Origin of the sequence: Mesorhizobium sp. ES1-4 (genome assembly GCF_020164745.1) — a bacterium.
In the GTDB taxonomy this organism is placed as follows: Bacteria; Pseudomonadota; Alphaproteobacteria; order Rhizobiales; family Rhizobiaceae; genus Mesorhizobium.
Genome location: NZ_JAIUGV010000008.1, coordinates 192,416 through 212,758, shown reverse-complemented (window position 1 = coordinate 212,758; position 20,343 = coordinate 192,416). Strand labels below are relative to the sequence as shown.

The window sequence follows — 20,343 nt, the reverse complement described above, 5'->3', positions numbered from 1 at the left end:
CATGTGGATGGCACTCTCTTACGCATGCTGGGGCATTTCGATCCTGCTCGCCCTGTGGATGCTCTACGACTGGTTCAAGGTCGATACGACCTACTCCGAGGACGTTCTGACCTCGTCGCGCGAAGGCGAGCTTGAAGCCGTTTCCGAAAAACACCGCATTTGAGTGGGGATTGAACAATGACGACCGCACTTGAACCGGCAATTCACGGAGACAGGGTATCACTTCTAAGGGTGCTCGGCCCCGCCCATGTCTGGGCGCTCGGCGTCGGCATCGTTCTGGTCGGCGAGTTCACCGGTTGGAACTTCTCCGCCGACAAGGGTGGCACGCTGGCAGCCCTTATCGTGTGCTGGGTCGTTGGCCTGCTCTACACATCCGTCGCCATGATCGATTCCGAGGTGACGTCCACCGTTGCCGCGGCGGGCGGGCAATATGCCCAGGCCAAGCACATTGTGGGGCCGTTGATGGCCTTCAACGTCGCGCTGTTCCTGGTCTTTGCCTACACGATGCTCGAAGTGTCCGACGCCATCCTGCTCGGCGACACCATCGTCGCCAAAGCGGGAGTCGACGGGCTCACCCACAATTCCTTCATCGCCGCCACCATCGTGGTGCTGGCGTGGCTCAACTATCGCGGCGTGCTGATGACGCTCAACGTCAACTTCGTCATCACGGCGATCGCCTATGTCTCGATCGTCATCCTGTTCTTCTCGGTCAGCCCGTGGACGCAAGGCGCGGTGCTCAAGCTCAACGAACTGGTGACGCCAGGCAATGCGCTGCCCTATGGCTGGATCGGCGTGATCGCCGCGTTCCAGTTCGGTATCTGGTACTATCTCGGCATCGAAGGGACCACGCAGGCCGCCGAGGAAGTGCGCTCGCCGGCGCGCTCGCTGCCCTATGGCACGATGGCCGGCATGATCACGCTGCTCATCGCCGCCGCCATGACCTGGTATGTCTGCGCCTCGCTGATGCCCTGGGAATATCTCGGCATCACGCCCTATCCGCTTTGGGACGCGGGCAAGCTGACCGGCAGCCCACTGCTCGAAAACCTGCTCTTCATCGCCACGTTGCTGGCCGCCATCGCCTCCGCAAACGGCTGTATCAACGATGCCGCACGCGCCTGGTTCTCGCTTGGCCGCGACCGCTACCTGCCGAGCTGGTTTTCGGCGGTGCACCCGAAATACCGCACGCCCTATCGCTCGATCCTGTTCCTGCTGCCGATCGCGCTGGCCTTCGCCTTCATCGCCGATCTCAACCAGGCGATCACCTTCTCGATCCTGTCGGGCGTGCTGCAATACACCTTCATGAGCATCAACATCATGATGTTCCGCAAGAAGTGGCCGCTGGGCACAATCCGCCGCGGCTACACGCACCCTTTCCATCCACTGCCGGCTATCGTGTTGTTCTGCTTGTGCGTGGTCACCTTCATTGCCATCTTCCTCGGCTTCGGCTCGCAGCTGATCGCCATGACCGTCTTCTACTTCCTGATCTCGCTGTGGTTCCATTTCTACCGCTACAGATACGTACGCCGCGGCGACCAGTTCACCATGCCGTGGCCGAAACCGCAGGGCTATTGATAGGAGAAGGCCCATCCGGATGCCGGGCGGGCCGGGCATGACCAAATGTCCGAGGTGACATCAGCACTGCTTGGCGGGGCAATTGTCCTGGCCCTCGCCCTCCACTTTGCGTGGCTGGCACGCCGCGGCCGCGGCAGGGCCTCGGCAGCGCTCGCCGCCGACGAAGCGGGCATTCGCGCGGTTGTCGCGGACGCGGACAATGTGTCGGACGGCACCGCCGGGGTTGTTACCTGGGAAGGCTCCTGGAACGGCCAGCGCGTGCAGGTGCGTACCATCGTCGACACGCTGGCAACGCGGAAACTGCCGGCGCGCTGGCTTGGTATTTCGATTACCGAGAAAGTCGCGGTGCCTGCCATTTTCGATATGATGATGCGGCCGGGATCACCGACGACATTCTCCAATTTCGACCATCTCCAGCATACGCTGCCGAAGGCGCCCGGCTTCCCCGTCGAGGCGGTGCTGCGGACCGACCGCCGGGGCACCCGTTTCCCGCAAGGCATCATCGCCGGTCATCTCGAGGCCTTTTCGGATGGCCGAGCCAAGGAACTGCTGATCACACCAAACGGAGTGCGCATCGTGTGGCTGCTGGCCGAGGCCGAGCGGGCACGCTACGGTGTCTTCCGGCAAGCCGCATTCGGCGACGCGCAGATTGATCCGGCGGTGATTCAGCGGCTGCTCGTCTCTCTCTCGGAGCTGCGCGACGCCATCAACCGCAGCGAACGGCAGGTCGCATGAACAATTCAAACACTTCGCCGGCCCCTGTGAGCCCTTATGTCGTATTGGGCGCGGCAATCGTGCTGCCGGCGAGCGGCCATGTGATTCTGGGCGTACCGGTGCGCGGACTGCAGTTTCTTTTCTTCATGGTGATCCTTGCGTGGGTCACCGCCAAGATCGCGCCGCCCCACGCCAGCTTCGTCGGCCGCCACGCCGGCGGCTTCCTGATCTACGCACTGTCGATCCTCGATGCCTACAAGCTCGCCCGCATCCGCAGCGCCAAATGGGTTCACAATGTTAGGCGGGACGGCGATGACGTGGCGGGCGACATCGAGCCACATAGGTAACCAGAGGAAAATTTCTTTCATACCATTGAATTCAAGGATTTCATTCGGTACATCATCTCTAGTCACAAACGTCGGGAGGCTGACATGTGCGGAATCGTTGGACTTTTCCTGAAGGACAAGGCGCTGGAGCCGAAGCTCGGCGCGATGCTGTCGGAGATGCTGGTATCACTCAGCGATCGCGGCCCCGACAGTGCCGGCATCGCCATCTATGGCGCGGCCGCCGGCAACGAGGCCAAGATCACCATCCAGTCGCCGAAGCCAGAACGCGATTTCCGCGGCCTGGACACGGAACTTGCCAAGGCCCTCGGAGCGCCAGTAAGCATTGCGGTGAAATCGACACATGCGGTGATCAGGACCACGCCCGACAAGCTCGACGCGGCGCGTGAAGCCCTTCAGTCGCTCAGGCCCGACATCCGCATCATGGGCGCCGGCGAAGCGGTTGAGATCTACAAGGAAGTCGGCCTGCCGGAAGCCGTCGTCGATCGCTTCGACGTGCGCAAGATGACCGGCACGCATGGCATCGGCCACACCCGCATGGCGACGGAATCGGCGGTAACGACGATGGGCGCGCATCCTTTCTCGACCGGCGCCGACCAGTGCCTGGTGCACAATGGTTCGCTGTCCAACCACAACAATGTCCGCCGCGAACTGATCCGCGAGGGCATGAAATTCGAGACCGAGAACGACACCGAGGTGGCGGCCGCCTATCTCTCCTCGCAGATGGCGCATGGCAAGAACCTCGGCGAAGCGCTGGAAGGCACGCTCTCCGACCTCGACGGCTTCTTTACCTTCGTCGTCGGCACCAAGAACGGTTTTGGCGTGGTGCGTGATCCGATCGCCTGCAAGCCCGCCGTAATGGCCGAGACCGACCAGTATGTCGCCTTCGGCTCGGAATATCGCGCGCTGACCAAACTGCCCGGCATAGACAATGCAAGGGTCTGGGAACCGGAGCCCGCAACCGTCTATTTCTGGGAGCATTGAGTTCATGCCGGCAACCAAACTTTCGAAGGCGGCGCAAGACAACGCCTCCCGGGTCTTCGATCTCGATGTGTCGTCGCTGCGCGAGCTTAACCAGGCGCTTCACAATCTGACCCCCGGTTCGAACGAGACGGCGTGGGAAGTGCTCAACCCGAAAGGCAACCATTCGGTCGCCGTCGGTGTCGACCAGCCCGTCAGCATCGATGTGCGCGGCAGTGTCGGCTACTACTGCGGCGGGATGAATTCAGGCGGCGCCATCACCGTCCATGGCTCCGCCGGCCCGGGCGTCGGCGAGAACATGATGTCGGGCTCGATAACGGTGAAAGGGGACGCCAGCCAGTATGCAGGCGCCACCGGCAAGGGCGGGTTGCTGGTCATCGAGGGCAATGCCTCCTCGCGCTGCGGTATCTCGATGAAAGGCATCGACATCGTCGTGCATGGAAATATCGGCCACATGTCGGCTTTCATGGCGCAATCAGGCAACCTCGTGGTGCTGGGCGATGCCGGCGACGCGCTGGGCGATTCCATCTACGAGGCACGGCTCTTCGTGCGCGGCGAGGTCGGCAGCCTGGGCGCCGACTGCATCGCGAAGGAGATGCGGCCCGAGCACCTGGAATTGCTGCAAGGCCTGCTCGACCGCGCCGGCGTGACCGGCGTGAAGCCGTCGGAGTTCAAGCGCTACGGCTCGGCGCGCACGCTCTACAATTTCAATATCGACAACGCCGATGCGTATTGAGGCAGCATGACCTATCGCAACCCGCCGACGACGCCGCGCAAATCCGCGACCTTCGACGACTACACGCTCTCCGAAATCCGCCGCGCCGCGGCGACCGGCATCTACGACATCAGAGGTGCCGGCGCCAAACGCAAGCTGCCGCATTTCGATGACCTTTTGTTCCTTGGCGCCTCGATCTCGCGCTATCCGCTGGAAGGCTATCGCGAGCGCTGCGACACCTCCGTGGTGCTGGGGTCACGCCATGCCAAGAAGCCGATCGAACTGAAGATCCCGATCACGATCGCCGGCATGAGCTTCGGCTCGCTGTCCGGACCCGCCAAGGAAGCGCTCGGGCGCGGCGCGACGCTTTCGGGCACCTCGACCACGACGGGCGATGGCGGCATGACGGAGGAAGAGCGCGGCCATTCCAAGCAGCTGGTCTATCAGTACCTGCCGTCGCGCTACGGCATGAACCTGCGCGACCTGCGCCGCGCCGATGCCATCGAAGTGGTCGTCGGCCAGGGCGCCAAGCCCGGCGGCGGCGGCATGCTGCTCGGCCAGAAGATATCCGACCGGGTCGCCGAAATGCGCACGCTGCCGAAAGGCATCGACCAGCGCTCCGCCTCGCGCCACCCCGACTGGACCGGTCCGGACGATCTCGAGATCAAGATCCTTGAACTGCGCGAAATCACCGACTGGGAAAAGCCGATCTACGTCAAGGTCGGAGGCGCCCGCCCCTATTACGACACCGCTTTGGCCGTTAAGGCCGGCGCCGACGTCGTCGTCGTCGACGGCATGCAGGGCGGCACGGCGGCGACGCAGGAAGTGTTCATCGAGAATGTTGGCCAGCCGACGCTCGCCTGTATCCGTCCGGCCGTGCAGGCGCTGCAGGACCTCGGCATGCACCGCAAGGTGCAGCTGATCATCTCGGGCGGCATCCGCAACGGCGCCGACGTCGCCAAGGCGCTGGCGCTGGGCGTCGACGCGGTGTCGATCGGCACGGCGGCGCTCGTGGCGCTCGGCGACAACGATCCCCGCTGGGAGGCGGAGTACAACGAACTCGGCACCACGTCAGGCGCCTATGACGACTGGCACGAGGGCAAGGACCCCGCCGGCATCACCACGCAGGACCCGGAACTGATGAAGCGGGTCGACCCGGTGGCCGCCGGCCGGCGGCTGGCAAACTACCTCAAGGTGATGACGCTGGAGGCCCAGACCATTGCGCGTGCGTGCGGCAAGAACAGCCTGCACAATCTCGAACCCGAGGACCTGGTCGCGCTGACGATCGAGGCAGCCGCCATGGCCGGCGTCCCGCTGGCGGGCACCAACTGGATACCGGGAAAGAACGGTTTCTGACAAAGATTACCCAGACCACATAAGCGAGGAAACTACATAATGGGGAACGATCTCGCCGCATTCGCCAAGGAGAACGGCGTCAAATACTTCATGATTTCATACACCGACCTGTTCAGCGGGCAGCGTGCCAAGCTGGTGCCGGCGCAGGCGATCGCCGACATGCAGAAGGACGGTGCCGGCTTTGCCGGCTTCGCCACCTGGCTCGATCTCACGCCGGCGCATCCCGACATGCTGGCAGTGCCGGATCCGGACTCGGTGATCCAGCTGCCTTGGAAGCCTGAAGTCGCCTGGGTCGCCGCCAACTGCATCATGGACGACAAGGAGGTCGACCAGGCGCCGCGCAACACGCTGAAGCGGCTGATCGCCGAGGCAGCCGCCGACGGCATGCATGTCAAGACCGGCGTCGAAGCCGAGTTCTTCCTGATCTCGCCGGACGGCAAAACCATCTCGGACGAATACGATACGGCATCGAAGCCTTGCTACGACCAGCAGGCGGTGATGCGCCGCTACGATGTCATCGCCGAGATCTGCGACCACATGCTGGCGCTCGGCTGGGGCGCCTACCAGAACGACCACGAGGACGCCAACGGCCAGTTCGAGATGAACTGGGCCTTCGACGACGCACTGCCGACCGCCGACAAGCACTCCTTCTTCAAGTTCATGGTCAAGTCGATCGCGGAGAAGCATGGGCTGCGCGCCACCTTCATGCCGAAGCCCTTCCAAGGCCTGACCGGCAATGGCTGCCATGCCCATATCTCGGTCTGGGACAAATCTGGCAAGACCAATGTCTTTGCCGACAATTCGATGGAGCTCGGCCTTTCCGCCAAGGGCAAGAACTTCCTCGGCGGCATCATGAAACATGCTTCGGCGCTCGCCGCGATCACCAACCCGACGGTCAATTCCTATAAGCGCATCAACGCGCCGCGCACCATCTCGGGCGCGACCTGGGCGCCGAACACGGTGACCTGGACCGGCAACAACCGCACCCACATGGTGCGTGTGCCTGGCCCCGGCCGCTTCGAATTGCGCCTGCCTGACGGTGCCGCCAATCCCTATCTCTTGCAGGCGGTCATCATCGCGGCCGGCCTCGACGGCATCCGCTCGAAAGCCGATCCGGGCAGGCGCTACGACATCGACATGTACCAGAACGGCCACACGGTGAAGGGAGCACCGAAACTGCCGCTCAACCTGCTCGACGCGCTACGCGAGTTCGACAAGGACAAATCGCTCAAGGCGGCGCTGGGTGAGGAATTCTCGTCGGCATATCTAAAGCTGAAGCACCAGGAATGGAATTCCTATGCTTCGCACTTCACGCAATGGGAGCGCGACCACACGCTGGACATCTAACCGTCCAGCGGTGCGAGCGGCCTCGGAATGACCTGATGAAATACTCGATCTTCTCGCTCGCCCGGGCCGCCCTTTCCGGCCACAAGACCTGGCAGCGCACCTGGCGCGACGCCACGCCGAAGGATCGCTACGACGTGGTGATCATCGGCGGTGGCGGCCATGGGCTCGCCACCGCCTGGTTCCTGGCCAGCGAGTTCGGCATCAAAAATGTCGCCGTGCTCGAAAAAGGCTGGATCGGCTCCGGCAATGCCGGCCGCAACACCACCATCATCCGCTCCAATTACGGCCTGCCCGGCAATACCGGCTTCTACGAATTGTCCATGAAGCTGTGGGAGCGCATGGAGCAGGATCTCAACTACAACGCGATGGTCAGCCAGCGCGGCGTGATCAACCTCTACCATTCCGACGCCCAGCGCGACGCCTATGCGCGGCGCGGCAACACCATGCGCATCAACGGCATCGATGCCGAACTGCTCGACCTGGCGGCGGTCAAGAAGATGATCCCGTTCCTGAACTTCGACAATGCGCGCTTTCCCGTGCAGGGCGGGCTGTTGCAACGGCGGGGCGGCACGGCGCGGCACGACGCCGTGGTCTGGGGCTACGCCCATGCCGCCAGCGAACTTGGCGTCGACATCATCCAGAATTGCGAAGTCACCGGCTTTGTCCGCGACGCCAACGGCAAGGTGACCGGCGTCGAGACTTCGCGCGGCAGGATCGGCGCCGGCAAGGTCGGCATGGCGGTGGCCGGTTCTTCCTCGCGCGTCGCGGCGATGGCCGGCCTGCGGCTGCCGATCGAAAGCCATGTGCTGCAGGCCTTCGTCTCGGAGGCGATCAAGCCGCTCATTCCCGGCGTCATGACGTTCGGCGCCGGCCATTTCTATGTCAGCCAGTCCGACAAGGGTGGGCTGGTCTTCGGCGGCGACATCGACGGCTATAATTCCTACGCCCAGCGCGGCAACATGCCTGTCATGGAAGATGTCTGCGAGGGCGGCATGGCGCTGATGCCGATGATCGGCCGCGTGCGCCTGCTGCGCCAGTGGGGCGGCATCATGGACATGTCGATGGACGGCTCGCCGATCATCGACAAGACACCGATCGACGGGCTCTACCTCAACGCCGGCTGGTGCTATGGCGGCTTCAAGGCGACGCCGGGTTCGGGCTTTGTCTTTGCCCATCTGCTTGCCCGCGACGAAGCGCACAAGGAAGCGGCACGGTTCCGCCTCGACCGGTTCCGGACTGGTGCCGTCATCGACGAAAAGGGCCAGGGCGCCCAACCGAACCTGCACTGAAGGCCGCTGGAAACATGCGCATCACCTGTCCTTTCTGCGGCGAACGCGAACTCGGCGAGTTCACCTATCTCGGCGACGCCAAGCCGGTGCGGCCGGCACCTGGAGCATCGCAAGATGAGGTCTACGATTACGTCTATCTGCGCGACAACGTTGCCGGCGCGATGGAGGAGAACTGGTACCACGGCGGCGGCTGCCGGGCGTGGCTGAGGGTCACCCGCAACACGCTGACGCATGAGATTTCTTCGGTTGAGCCGGCGGCGGGCGCTGGGGCGAGGCAGGTTGTGAAATGAGATTTCCTGTCAACCTCGGCCCTGCCCCTCACCTGCCTGCCGGCATCCTCTCCCCGTATAGGAACGGGGAGAGGAGCGCTGCCATCGCCGGTTTCGCCAATCGCCAACGTTGGAAGAAGGGGGCTAGCGCCGCAGCCAGCCTCCTTCTCCCCGTCGCTGTACGGGGAGAAGTGCCCGGCGGGGCAATGAGGGGCAGCGCCGACCTTCCGATTGTGAGGCGTGCATCGTGACTTCCTCTCAATCCAATCGTCTGGACACCGGCGGCCTCATCGACCGTTCCCAGCCGCTGAATTTCCGTTTCGACGGCAAGACTTTCTCTGGCTTCCAGGGCGATACGCTCGCCTCGGCTTTGGTCGCCAATGGGGTCAAGCTGGTCGGACGCTCGTTCAAATACCACCGCCCGCGGGGCATCCTGACGGCGGGGTCGGAAGAGCCCAACGCGCTGGTCGAGTTGCGCACCGGTGCACGGCGCGAGCCGAACACCAAGGCGACCACGGCGGAGCTCTATGAAGGGCTTGACGCCGCCAGCCAGAACCGCTGGCCATCGCTCGCCTTCGACGTCATGTCGGTCAACCAACTGTTCGCACCGATCTTCGTCGCCGGCTTCTACTACAAGACCTTCATGTGGCCGGCGAAGTTCTGGGAAGCGATCTACGAACCGGCGATCCGCCGCGCCGCCGGCCTCGGCCGCGCCGCGGGCGTTGCCGATCCCGACCACTACGACAAGGCCTGGGCGCATTGCGACGTTCTGATCGCCGGCTCCGGCCCGAGCGGTCTGGCAGCGGCGGTTGCCGCCGGTCGCACGGGTGCGCGCGTTATCCTGTGCGAAGAGGATTTTGCCCTCGGTGGGCGTCTGCTCTCGGATGGCGGCACGATTGATGGAATGCCGGCCGCCGATTGGCTTTCACGGACCCAGGCCGAACTCGCGGCTATGCCGGACGTGCGCATCATGACGCGCACCACGCTGTTCGGCGTCTATGATGGCGGCACCTATGGCGCGGTCGAGCGCATCAACGACCACCTGCCCTCGCCGCCGGAGCACCAGGTGCGCCAGCGACTGTGGCGGATCGTGGCCAAGCGCTGCGTCGTCGCGGCAGGTGCGCTCGAACGGCCAATCGTCTTTGCCGGCAACGACACGCCGGGCGTGATGATGGCTTCCGCCATGCGGACCTACATCGCGCGCTATGCGGCGGCACCAGCCAGGCGCGTCGCGCTGTTCACCAACAACGAGGATGGCTGGCGCACCGTCGGGGCAGCGCTCGGCGCCGGATTGCAGGTCGCGGCTGTCATCGACGCGCGCGCGGAGATCTCGGCTGAGCACCGCTCGCTCGCCAGCAAAGGCGGCTTTCCCGTTCTGCATGGCTCCGTCAGCGGCATCGATGGCGGCAAGAATGGCGTGCGCAAGATTTCCGTCTCGCTTACCGGCGGCGCGCGTGCCGAAGTGGAAGCCGATGGCCTAGCCGTTTCCGGTGGCTGGAACCCGGCGGTCGGGCTCACCTCCTATCACCGCGGCAGGCCGAAATGGCGCGACGACATCGCCGCCTTCGTGCCGGACGGCGCGCCGCCCGGAATGGTTGCCGCCGGTGCGGCCAACGGTGCGTTCGGGCTTGGCGCCTGCCTGCGCGAAGGATTTGCGGCGGGCGCGGCGGCGGCACGTGATGCCGGACATGGCAGTGGCTCAGGCGCCACGCCGGTGGCCGATGACGAAGCCTTTTCGCTCGCACCCTTGTGGCATGTTGCCGGCAAAGGCAAGGCCTTCGTGGACCAGCAACATGACGTCACCGCATCCGATATCGAATTGGCGCAGCGCGAAGGTTTTGAATCGGTCGAGCACCTGAAGCGCTACACCACGCTCGGCATGGCGACCGACCAGGGAAAAACCTCGAACGTCGCCGGCCTCGCCATCATGGCGGCGGTCAATGGCAAGTCCATTCCCGAGACCGGCACGACAATCTACCGGCCGCCCTATGTGCCGGTCGCCATCGGCGCCTTCGCCGGCCATCATCGCGACGAGAATTTTCACGCGACGAGGCTGACGCCCTCGCATCACTGGGCCGCCGAACAGGGTGCCATCTTCGTCGACACCGGCCTGTGGAAACGCGCGCAATGGTATCCGCGCACTGGCGAGAAGGACTGGCTGGAATCCGTCACCCGCGAAGTCAAGGCGGTGCGCGGCGGCGTCGGCTTCTGCGATGTCTCGACGCTCGGCAAGATCGACGTGCATGGCGCGGACGCCGGCGCCTTCCTCGACCGCGTCTACATCAACACCTTCTCCAATCTCGCGGTGGGAAAAGCGCGCTACGGGCTGATGCTGCGCGAGGACGGCATCGTCTATGACGACGGCACGACCTCGCGGCTGGCAGAGGACCATTATTTCCTGACCACCACCACGGCCAAGGCCGGACTGGTGATGCAGCATCTCGAGTTCTGCCGGCAGGTGTTGTTTCCCGAGCTTGATGTCCAGCTGACCTCGGTCTCCGATCAGTGGGCGCAATTTTCGATCGCCGGACCCAGGACCCGCGACCTGTTGAAAGAAATCGTCGATCCTTCGGAAGACCTTTCAAACGAAGGTTTCCCGTTCATGGGCGCGCGCGAAGTGGCGTTGCGCGGCGGCATCAGGGCGCGGCTGTTCCGCATTTCCTTCTCCGGCGAGATGGCGTTCGAGATTTCCGTGCCCGCGCGCTACGGCGAGGCGATGGCCCGCAATCTGATGATCGCCGGCAAGCCCTTCGGCGTGACGCCTTACGGCACCGAGGCGCTTGGCGTGATGCGCATCGAAAAGGGCCATGTCGCCGGACCGGAACTCTCCGGCACGACGACCGCGGCCGATCTCGGCCTCGGCAAGATGATGTCGACCAAGAAGGACTTCATCGGCCGCGTCATGGCCGGCCGCGAGGCGCTGGTCGCAGCGGACCGGCAGGTGGTTGTCGGCATCAAGCCGATCGACAAGGCGCGTCGCCTGCGTTCCGGGGCGCACATCATTCCGAAGGGCGAGACACCCGGCCCTGATAACGACCAGGGCTACGTCACATCGGTCTGCTTCTCACCGACCTCGGACCAATGGATCGGGCTTGCCCTCGTCGAGCGCGGCCGCGAGCGTATCGGCGAGATCGTGCATGCGCACGATCCGCTGCGCGGTGAAGACTATGACGTCGAGATTTGCAATCCCGTCTTCTACGACCCGGATGGAGGGCGCCAGCGTGGCTGAGTTTTCCTGGGAAGCCCGCAGCCCGCTCGAGCGGGCGCTCGTTTCGGAACCGTATGGCGTGCAAGGCGAAGCCGGCGTGGCGCTGACCGAGATCCGCAATTTCGACCTCGTCCAGGTGATGGCACGACGCGGCAAGGCGTCCGAAATGGCGACAGCCGCCAAGGGCCATTTCGGTGTCGCCGCTCCAGAAACGCCCAAGGCTGTGCGGACGGCGGATGCCACACTGATCTGGTCGGGACCGGACCAGTTCTTCGTCCTGTCGAAGGGCGGCAGACAATCGGTGAAGTCGCTGGTCCCAATCTTCGCGGCCTCGGCTTCGCTGTCGGATCAGTCACATGCGCGGGTGCTGATCAGCATTTCCGGCGACAAGGCGCGCGCGCTCCTCGCCAAGCTGTCGTCGATCGATCTGTATCCGGCGGCGTTCCCCGTCGGAGCGGTGGCAGCCACCTCGATGGACCACACCAGCGTCACGCTGTGGCGCGGCAATGATGCGCCGGGCGGACGGGCTGTGTTCAACGTTCTGGTGTTCGCGACCTTCGCCGAAAGCCTGTGGCAGACGATGCTGGACTCGGGTGCCGAGTATGGAATCGAAATCGGGCATTCGGAGGAATTGGCGTAGCGCTGCGCTCTTCCTTCTCCCCCTGTGGGAGAAGGAAGAAGCGCGCAGCCCGCCTTGCCAAACTCCGCTCCGCTGCTATTCTCCCTGCTAAAATAATTTCACGCACAGGCAAACTTGTTTCTCGAATGCAAGGCTGAGATGAGCCAGTCGCCCTACCCCGCCGTCATAGCCGGCCCGCCCAGGCCAAGCGTGATCCTGCGACCCGGCCAGATCGCGCTGCCGGCCGGCGTGGAGCGTTACACCGTCCAGGGCAACGGTGCGGTGCTGATCGACGTCGAGGCCGGCGATACGATCACGGTTCGCAATGTCGAGGGTGGCCAAGCCTGCGAATTGCTGGCCTGGGACAAGTCGGGGGTCACCGACAGCGGCATTTTCGGCGAAAAATCCAACGGCAATGCCGCCGGCATCAAGGCGCTGCTCGCCGAGGGCGACGACAGTCTCGGCGCATTGCGCCGCGGCCTCGAGCGCCTGCAGGTGCAGCTTGATCAGGCCAAGGCCGTGCGCGTCTTCGGTGGCGCAACCCCCGCCGGTACCGAACAGGCTTTCGCGATAGCGCGCGATGGCTCGATGGTCATTGCGGCACCCGGCGGGCCGATGCTGGTCGACGGCCACGACACGGCCACGCCGCTCAACGTCATCGTGCGGCGCAACACGATCCGCCTGAAAACAAAATCACGGCTTGCCGATCCACTGGCCGATCCGGTGCTCGACCTGCGCGTCCATTCGGCGACCGCGGAGTCCTATTTCGTCAAGGCGGGCGACTATCTGCAGATCATCGACGTCGATGGCCGCCAGTGCACCGACTTCCAATGTTTCTCGGCGCGCAAGCTGGACAAGAGCCTCGACCATCCGCTCGACGTCACGACGACGCGCACGCTGATGGGCGCCAGTTACCCGATGCCTGGCCTGCATTCGAAATATTATGACCAAGACATGGAGCCGTTGGTCGAGGTGGTGCAGGACACCTGCGGCCGGCACGACGCCTTCGCGCTCGCCTGCGCGGCGAAATATTATGACGACATCGGCTATCCCGGCCACACCAACTGCTCGGAGAATTTCAACCGTGCGCTGGACGGCAAGGGCGTCAATCCCCGCGCCGGCTGGATGGCAATCAACTTCTTCTTCAACACGGCGATCGACGCGCATGGCGTGATGGTGTCCGACGAGCCGTGGTCGCGAGCCGGCGACTATGTTCTGCTCAGGGCGCTGACCGACATCGTATGTGTCTCCTCCGCCTGCCCCGACGATACGACGCCGGCCAATGGCTGGGACCTGACCGACATCCACGTGCGGACCTATTCCGGCCAGCACAAATTCTCGCGAGCGATCGCCAGACGCATGACGCCCGATTCGGAACCGAAAATGACCCGCGAGACAGCTTTTCATTCGAGCTTTGCCAAGCACACACGCGACTTCGTCGAGTACAGGGGCTACTGGCTCGCCAACTCCTTCGCCAAGGAAGGCGCCATCGCCGAATACTGGGCCTGCCGGCAGGACGCGGTGATCATGGACCTGTCGCCGCTGCGCAAATTCGAGGTCACCGGCCCGGATGCCGAAGCGCTGCTGCAATACACGCTGACCCGCGACGTCAAGAAACTCGGCGTCGGCCAGGTCGTCTACTCCGCCATGTGCTACGAGCATGGCGGCATGATCGACGACGGCACGCTGCTGCGGCTCGGCAAGGACAATTTCCGCTGGGTCGGCGGCGACGACTTGTCGGGCGAATGGCTGCGCGAGACCGCCAAGAAACTGGACCTCAACGTGCTGGTGCGCTCGTCCACCGACCAGATGCACAATATCGCCGTGCAGGGGCCAAAGAGCCGCGACATCCTGAAAGACGTGATCTGGACTTCGCCCTTGCAGCCGTCGATCCAGGAACTCGACTGGTTCCGCTTCGCCGTCGCCCGCATCGGCGGCGGCAACGGCATCCCGATCGTCGTCTCACGCACCGGCTACACGGGCGAACTGGGCTACGAGATCTGGTGCCATCCGCGCGACGCGGAAAAGGTGTTCGATGCCATCTGGGAAGCGGGCCGGCCGCACGGACTGAAGCCGATGGGCCTGCAGGCGCTGGACATGGTGCGCATCGAGGCCGGACTGATCTTCGCCGGCTACGAATTTTCCGACCAGACCGATCCGTTCGAAGCCGGTATCGGCTTCACCGTGCCGCTGAAGACCAAGACGGACGATTTCATCGGCCGCGAGGCGCTGATCCGGCGCAAGGACCACCCGCAGACGAAACTGGTCGGCCTCGATATAGACAGCAATGTCGCCGTCGGCCATGGCGACTGCGTCCATGTCGGCCGCGCCCAGATCGGCGTTGTGACCTCGGGCATGCGCTCACCGGTGCTGAACAAGAACATCGCGTTGGCGCGGCTCGACGTCACACACGCGGCCATTGGCACGGAGGTCGAGATCGGCAAGCTCGACAGCCATGCCAAGCGGCTACCGGCGCGGGTCGTCGCCTTTGCCCACTACGATCCGCAAAAGACCAAACCACGTTCCTGAGCGCTGCGCTCTGACACTGGATTTGGCTTGCCGGTGATGCCCGCAAGCCGCATTGCGGGCTGCGCTCGCAAGCGTGATGTGCACGACGTGACAAATCGCTTGACGTGAAAGCGCGCCGGATCAATCTTCACTCTTAAGAAAAAAATACGACTGAGTGGAAACACCGCGGCCGGACCGATCATTGCCGGGGAACAAGCTTCGCGTAGCCGAGGCGTCGCTGGCGGGGAACATCGAAAAAGGGGAACTCATAGACATGAGCACGATAAGTACGGTCCTGGACCAGCCTGCCGAAAGCAAGTTGCTCAGGCATATCGACTGGCGAGGCGCCTTCTGGGTGGCGAGCGGCGTTCCGGCGCTGGTCCTGTTCTCGATCGGCGGCATTGCCGGCACGACAGGAAAGCTGGCCTTCCTGATCTGGACGGTGTCCATGATCATGGGATTCCTGCAATCCTTTACCTATGCCGAGATCGCCGGCCTGTTCCCGAACAAGTCCGGCGGCGCCTCGATCTACGGCGCCACGGCCTGGCTGCGCTATTCCAAGTTCATCGCGCCGCTTTCCGTCTGGTGCAACTGGTTCGCCTGGTCGCCAGTGCTGTCGCTCGGCTGCTCGATCGCCGCCGCCTATATCCTCAACGCATCGTCGCCGGTGCCATTGTTTGGCGAAACGTCGCCTGAGGTGGTGGCCTACATCGCCGCGCATGCCGGAACGGCTCCCGCCGACGCCATAGCCGCTGTGACGGCCGCCGCGACACCGGCGATCCGGAACTGGACGCTGTGGAGCCACACGCTGGGACCGGTGTCGTTCACGCTCAACGCCACCTTCTTCATCGGCGCGGTGCTGATGCTGATCATCTTCTCGATCCAGCATCGCGGCATCCTGGGCACCGCCAGCGTGCAGAAATATATCGGCCTGCTGGTCATCATCCCTATGCTGATCGTCGGCGTGGTGCCGATCTTCACCGGTCAGATCGACTGGGCAAACTTCTCGCCGCTGGTGCCGCTCGCCGCCGCCTACGCACCCGAGCCCGGCTCCTGGAACATCGCCGGCTGGACCTTGGCGCTCGGCGGCATGTTCATCGCCGCGTGGTCGACCTATGGTTTTGAGACCGCCGTCTGCTACACGTCGGAGTTCAAGAATCCCGGGACCGATACATTCAAGGCGATCTTCTATTCCGGCCTGCTTTGCATGCTTTTGTTCATCCTGGTGCCCTTCACCTTCCAGGGCGTGCTGGGCCTGAACGGCATGCTGGCAACACCGATCGTCGACGGATCCGGCGTGGCCGATGCTCTGGCCGGCATGGTCGGCGGCGGCAGACTGATCCACAGCCTCCTGGTGATGCTCATGATCCTCGCCCTGGTACTGTGCATCATGACGGCGATGGCCGGCTCCTCGCGCACGCTCTACCAGGGCTCGGTCGACGGTTGGTTGCCGCGCTATCTCAGCCACGTCAACGAGCATGGCGCGCCGACGCGGGCCATGTGGACCGATCTCTGCTTCAACCTGGTCGTGCTGGCCATCGCTTCGGCCGACGCGACGAGCTTCTTCTTCATCCTCGCCGTATCGAACTGCGGCTACATCGTCTTCAATTTCCTCAACCTCAATGCCGGCTGGATCCACCGCATCGACAACGGCCATATCGCACGGCCGTGGAAAGCGCCGAGCTGGCTCCTGGGGATCGGAGCGATCTTCGCCTATGTGAATGCGATCTTCATGGGCGCGGGCGCCAAGGTGTGGAACCCGATGGCGCTGTGGGCCGGACTGATCACCGCCGCGCTGATCATTCCCGTGTTCTGCTTCCGCCACTACATCCAGGACAAGGGCAAATTCCCTGACCATATGCTGGCCGACCTCGGCATGGCGGGAGCCGACCTCTCCGTCAAAAAGGCGGGCATGCTGCCCTATCTGACGCTGGTCGCCGGCGTCGCGGTCATGCTCATCGCCAATTGGGTGTTCGTCATCTGATGGCCTGACCGCCAAGCGGCCCAAGCTATCGCATCAAGGAGATCCGGCCGGTCGTAAATCGACCGGCCGGCTTTTTCATTCTGCCGCCAACGCCAGTTGCGGACGTTCGATGCCTTCGACCACCTCCGGCGCCTGCTCGTCGGTCTTCGCCTTCTTCGGCTCGCGGCCGAAGAAGAGAGCATAGCCCGCCGGCAGCACCAGGATGGTCAGCACGGTGGCAACCAGGATGCCGCCCATCATGGCGTAGGCGAGCGGGCCCCAGAACACGGCGCGCGAGATGGGGATCAGTGCCAGCACGGCCGTCATCGCCGTCAACACGATCGGTCTGAAGCGGCGCACGGCCGAGCCGATGATCGCTTCGGAACGGTCCATGCCCCTGGCAATGTCCTGATCGATCTGGTCGACCAGGATGATCGAGTTGCGCATGATGATGCCGAGCAGCGCGATGACGCCGAGGATGGCAACGAACCCGAAAGGCGCACCGCTGATCAGCAAAGCGGCGGCAGCGCCGATGATACCGAGCGGACCGGTGGCCAGCACCAGCATCGCCTTGCCGAAATTCTGCAGCTGGATCATCAGCAGCACCACGATGATCGCCAGCATGATCGGTGCCTTGGCGGCAATCGAAGCCTGGCTTTCGGCCGAATCCTCGGCTCCGCCCTGGATCTCGATCTTGTAACCGGGCGCCAGGCCGTCGCGCAGACCCTGCATGTCCTTGTACATCTTGGTGACGACGTCGTTGGACTGCACGCCATCGGGGAGTGTGGCGCGCACGCTGATCGTCGGTAGGCGATCGCGACGCCACTCGATGCCTTGCTCCAGCACCGGCACCACCTTGGCCACCTGCGACAGCGGCACGAAGCCACCGAAATCGGTCGGGATATAGACCGAGTCGACCGAGGACAGCAGGCTGCGGCTGGCATCCGGCTCGCGGGCGACGATGGACACCGTCTCCTCGCCGTCGCGGAAATCGTCGAGCGGCGCGCCGGACATCGTCGCCTGCAGCATCTGGCGGATGCGCTGCGAGGTGACGCCGAGCGCACGGGCACGATCCTGGTCGATGACCAGTTTCATCGCCGGCACGGGTTCGAGCCAATCGTCATGGACCGCGCCAAGCAGCGGATTCTCGCGGAACTTCGCCTTCACCTGGTCGGCGATGCGGCGTACCTCCTGGCGATCCGGTCCCATGACGCGCATCTGCACGGGCCAGCCGGTCGGCGGCCCGAGGAACAGGCGGTCGACCTTGGCACGGATCGACGGGAAGTCCTGCGCCAAAACCGTGCGCAGCTTGACGATCAGCCGCTCGCGCGCCGGCTCGTCATTGGCCATCACAAGCATCTGGGCGAAGTTCGGGTTGCGCAGTTGCTGGTCGAGCGGCAGGAAGAAGCGCGGGGCGCCCTCGCCGATATAGGTGGCGATGAACCGCTTGTCCTTGTCGTCCATCATCTTGGCTTCCAGGGCTTTGGCCTGCGCCTCGACCTCCTTGATGCTGGTGCCTTCCGGCAGCCAGAGGTCGACGAGGATTTCGGGCCGAGAAGATTGCGGGAAGAAATTCTGCGGGATGAACTGGAACGCCCACAGGCTGGTGCCGAAGGTCACCAGAGTCATCGCCAGCACGATGATTCGGTGGCGCACGGCCCAGCCGACGGTCGAGCGAAGCCGGCGGTAGAAGCGCGTGTCGAAGGCGTCGTGATGGCTGCCGGCGTGCTTGCGCTGCTTCAGGATCATGTGGCCCAGCCACGGCGTGAAATAGACCGCCACGAACCACGACACGATCAGTGCGATGCCGACGACATAGAACAGGGTGCGCACATATTCGCCGGCCGTCGAAGCGGCGAAGCCGACCGGTATGAAGCCGGCGGTGGTGATCAGCGTGCCGGTCAGCATCGGGAAGGCGGTCGAGGAATAGGCGAAGCTCGCCGCCTCGATCTTGACCAGCCCCTCCTCCAGCTTGCGCTCCATCATCTCGACGACGATCATGGCGTCGTCGACGAGGAGGCCGAGCGCTATGATCAGCGCGCCCAGCGAAATGCGCTGCAGGTCGATGCCGAGTTCGTACATGATGGCGAAGGTGGCGGCGAGCACCAGCGGTATGGCGATGGCGATCACCAGGCCCGAGCGCCAGCCGATCGACAGGAACGAGACGACGAGCACGATCAGCAGCGCTTCGCCGAGCGCATGCATGAATTCGCTGACGGCATCCCTGACGACTGCAGGCTGGTCGGAAATCTGATCGACCGAGACGCCATAAGGCAGCGTCTCCTCGAAGCGCTTGTAGGTCGCCTCGACATCCGTGCCGACATCGGTGACCTTGAAGCCCTTGGCCATGACGACGCCAAGCTGCACGCTGTCGTGGCCATTAAAGCGGTATTTGCGCTGGAAGGGATCTTCCAGCCCCGAAGTGACGGTGGCGATGTCGCCCAGCCTGGTGACCTGGCCGCCGGCGCGCAGGCGCAGTTCGCGGATGTCGGCGGCCTTGGCTACGTCGCCTTCGACGGAGATGCGCACCGAATTGAGGCCGGTGTCGACGGAGCCGGCCGGATCGACATTGTTCTGGCCCTTGATCGCGTTCTGCAGGTCGGTCAGCGTCAGGCCGCGCTCGGCCAGCGCCTTGGACGAGACGTCGATATAGAGTTTTTCCGGCTGGTCGCCGATGATGACGGCTTTTTCGACGCCCGGCGTCGTCAACAGCATATCACGCGCCTGGATGGCGAACTTCTTCAGCTCCGGATAGGAAAAACCATCGCCGCTGATCGAATGCAGCGTGATGAAGGTGTCGCCGAATTCGTCGTTGAAATAGGGGCCGAGCAGGCCTCGCGGCAGGTCGCCCGATATGTCGCCGACCTTCTTGCGCACCTGATAGAAGGCGTCCTTGACTTCTTCGGCATTGGTGTCGCCCTTGATCTGGACGGTGATGATGGCGCTGCCGGCGCGGGTGAAGGAACGCACGAAGTCGAGATGCGGCGTCTCCTGCAGCTTGCGCTCGATCTTGTTGACGACCTGATCCTCCATCTCCTGGATCGAGGAGCCCGGCCAGACCGCCTGCACGACCATGACGCGGAAGGTGAAGTCGGGGTCCTCCTTCTGGCCCATGCGCATCAGGCCGAGCGCACCGGCGATGATGATCAGCCCGAACAGGAACCGTGCGATCGAAGGATGGCCAATTGCCCAACGCGAGAGATTGAAGGGCCGCTTTTCTTCAGTGGAGGTCGTCATCGGTGCTGGTCCACTTTGCTTGTTTGCCGGTGCACTGGCGCTTCGAGGAAGGTGCCTTCAAGAAGCGCCAGCGCGAAATCTGCGTTCGATACTGGCTTCCGGGCGGCGTCGCTCTTCGAGAGGAGAGACACTCATCGCGGTGGGACGCGAGGATCGATGCGGGGGTACATCGGCCTTGACGTCTCGACCTTCGGGCGTGCGCCGCCCGGAAACCTGCGGCC

Annotated in this window: 15 protein-coding genes; 14 read left to right on the top strand and 1 reads right to left on the bottom strand. The window is 63.8% G+C overall.

Annotation, left to right across the window (positions count from 1 at the left end; genetic code table 11):
• Nucleotide 1 precedes the first annotated feature (1 nt).
• The 14 genes from LB556_RS17335 (at nucleotide 2) to LB556_RS17270 (ending at nucleotide 16,906) form a co-directional block, all read left to right on the top strand.
• Nucleotides 2–163, top strand: coding sequence for a hypothetical protein (locus LB556_RS17335; protein WP_224568947.1), 162 nt, complete (start codon nucleotides 2–4; stop codon nucleotides 161–163).
• Nucleotides 164–177: 14 nt separating this feature from the next.
• Entirely contained in the window at nucleotides 178–1,572 is a 1,395-nt protein-coding gene (locus LB556_RS17330; protein ID WP_224568946.1) for an APC family permease, read from the top strand.
• Nucleotides 1,573–1,617: 45 nt separating this feature from the next.
• Nucleotides 1,618–2,307 (top strand): hypothetical protein, encoded by a 690-nt coding sequence (locus tag LB556_RS17325; protein WP_224568945.1) that lies wholly within the window; start codon nucleotides 1,618–1,620, stop codon nucleotides 2,305–2,307.
• A complete protein-coding gene (locus LB556_RS17320; RefSeq protein ID WP_224568944.1) occupies nucleotides 2,304–2,633 on the top strand; it encodes a hypothetical protein in 330 nt (109 codons plus the stop codon). The genes LB556_RS17325 and LB556_RS17320 overlap by 4 nt, the downstream gene beginning before the upstream one ends.
• An 84-nt stretch (nucleotides 2,634–2,717) precedes the next feature.
• The gene (locus LB556_RS17315; protein WP_224568943.1) at nucleotides 2,718–3,614 is read left to right on the top strand and encodes a class II glutamine amidotransferase; all 897 of its coding nucleotides are present in this window, start codon (nucleotides 2,718–2,720) and stop codon (nucleotides 3,612–3,614) included.
• A gap of 4 nt (nucleotides 3,615–3,618) precedes the next feature.
• Complete coding sequence (locus tag LB556_RS17310) at nucleotides 3,619–4,347, top strand: GXGXG domain-containing protein (RefSeq protein ID WP_224568942.1); 729 nt, start codon at nucleotides 3,619–3,621, stop codon at nucleotides 4,345–4,347.
• A gap of 6 nt (nucleotides 4,348–4,353) precedes the next feature.
• The gene (locus tag LB556_RS17305; RefSeq protein WP_224568941.1) at nucleotides 4,354–5,682 is read left to right on the top strand and encodes an FMN-binding glutamate synthase family protein; all 1,329 of its coding nucleotides are present in this window, start codon (nucleotides 4,354–4,356) and stop codon (nucleotides 5,680–5,682) included.
• Between the two features lie 39 nt (nucleotides 5,683–5,721).
• The gene (glnT, locus tag LB556_RS17300; protein WP_224568940.1) at nucleotides 5,722–7,029 is read left to right on the top strand and encodes a type III glutamate--ammonia ligase; all 1,308 of its coding nucleotides are present in this window, start codon (nucleotides 5,722–5,724) and stop codon (nucleotides 7,027–7,029) included.
• A gap of 35 nt (nucleotides 7,030–7,064) precedes the next feature.
• On the top strand, nucleotides 7,065–8,318 hold the full coding sequence (locus LB556_RS17295; RefSeq protein ID WP_224568939.1) for a sarcosine oxidase subunit beta family protein: 1,254 nt from the start codon (nucleotides 7,065–7,067) through the stop codon (nucleotides 8,316–8,318).
• Nucleotides 8,319–8,332: 14 nt separating this feature from the next.
• Nucleotides 8,333–8,608, top strand: coding sequence for a sarcosine oxidase subunit delta (locus LB556_RS17290; RefSeq protein WP_224568938.1), 276 nt, complete (start codon nucleotides 8,333–8,335; stop codon nucleotides 8,606–8,608).
• A gap of 226 nt (nucleotides 8,609–8,834) precedes the next feature.
• Nucleotides 8,835–11,816, top strand: a complete 2,982-nt coding sequence (locus tag LB556_RS17285) for a sarcosine oxidase subunit alpha (RefSeq protein WP_224568937.1) — start codon at nucleotides 8,835–8,837, stop codon at nucleotides 11,814–11,816.
• Entirely contained in the window at nucleotides 11,809–12,435 is a 627-nt protein-coding gene (locus LB556_RS17280; RefSeq protein ID WP_224568936.1) for a sarcosine oxidase subunit gamma, read from the top strand. The genes LB556_RS17285 and LB556_RS17280 overlap by 8 nt, the downstream gene beginning before the upstream one ends.
• Before the next feature lie 138 nt (nucleotides 12,436–12,573).
• Nucleotides 12,574–14,943, top strand: a complete 2,370-nt coding sequence (locus LB556_RS17275; RefSeq protein WP_224568935.1) for a DUF1989 domain-containing protein — start codon at nucleotides 12,574–12,576, stop codon at nucleotides 14,941–14,943.
• Nucleotides 14,944–15,196: 253 nt separating this feature from the next.
• The gene (locus LB556_RS17270; protein WP_224568934.1) at nucleotides 15,197–16,906 is read left to right on the top strand and encodes an APC family permease; all 1,710 of its coding nucleotides are present in this window, start codon (nucleotides 15,197–15,199) and stop codon (nucleotides 16,904–16,906) included.
• Between the two features lie 75 nt (nucleotides 16,907–16,981).
• Here the strand turns inward: LB556_RS17270 and LB556_RS17265 are convergent, their stop codons facing one another.
• On the bottom strand, nucleotides 16,982–20,122 hold the full coding sequence (locus tag LB556_RS17265) for an efflux RND transporter permease subunit (RefSeq protein ID WP_224568933.1): 3,141 nt from the start codon (nucleotides 20,120–20,122) through the stop codon (nucleotides 16,982–16,984).
• Nucleotides 20,123–20,343 lie beyond the last annotated feature (221 nt).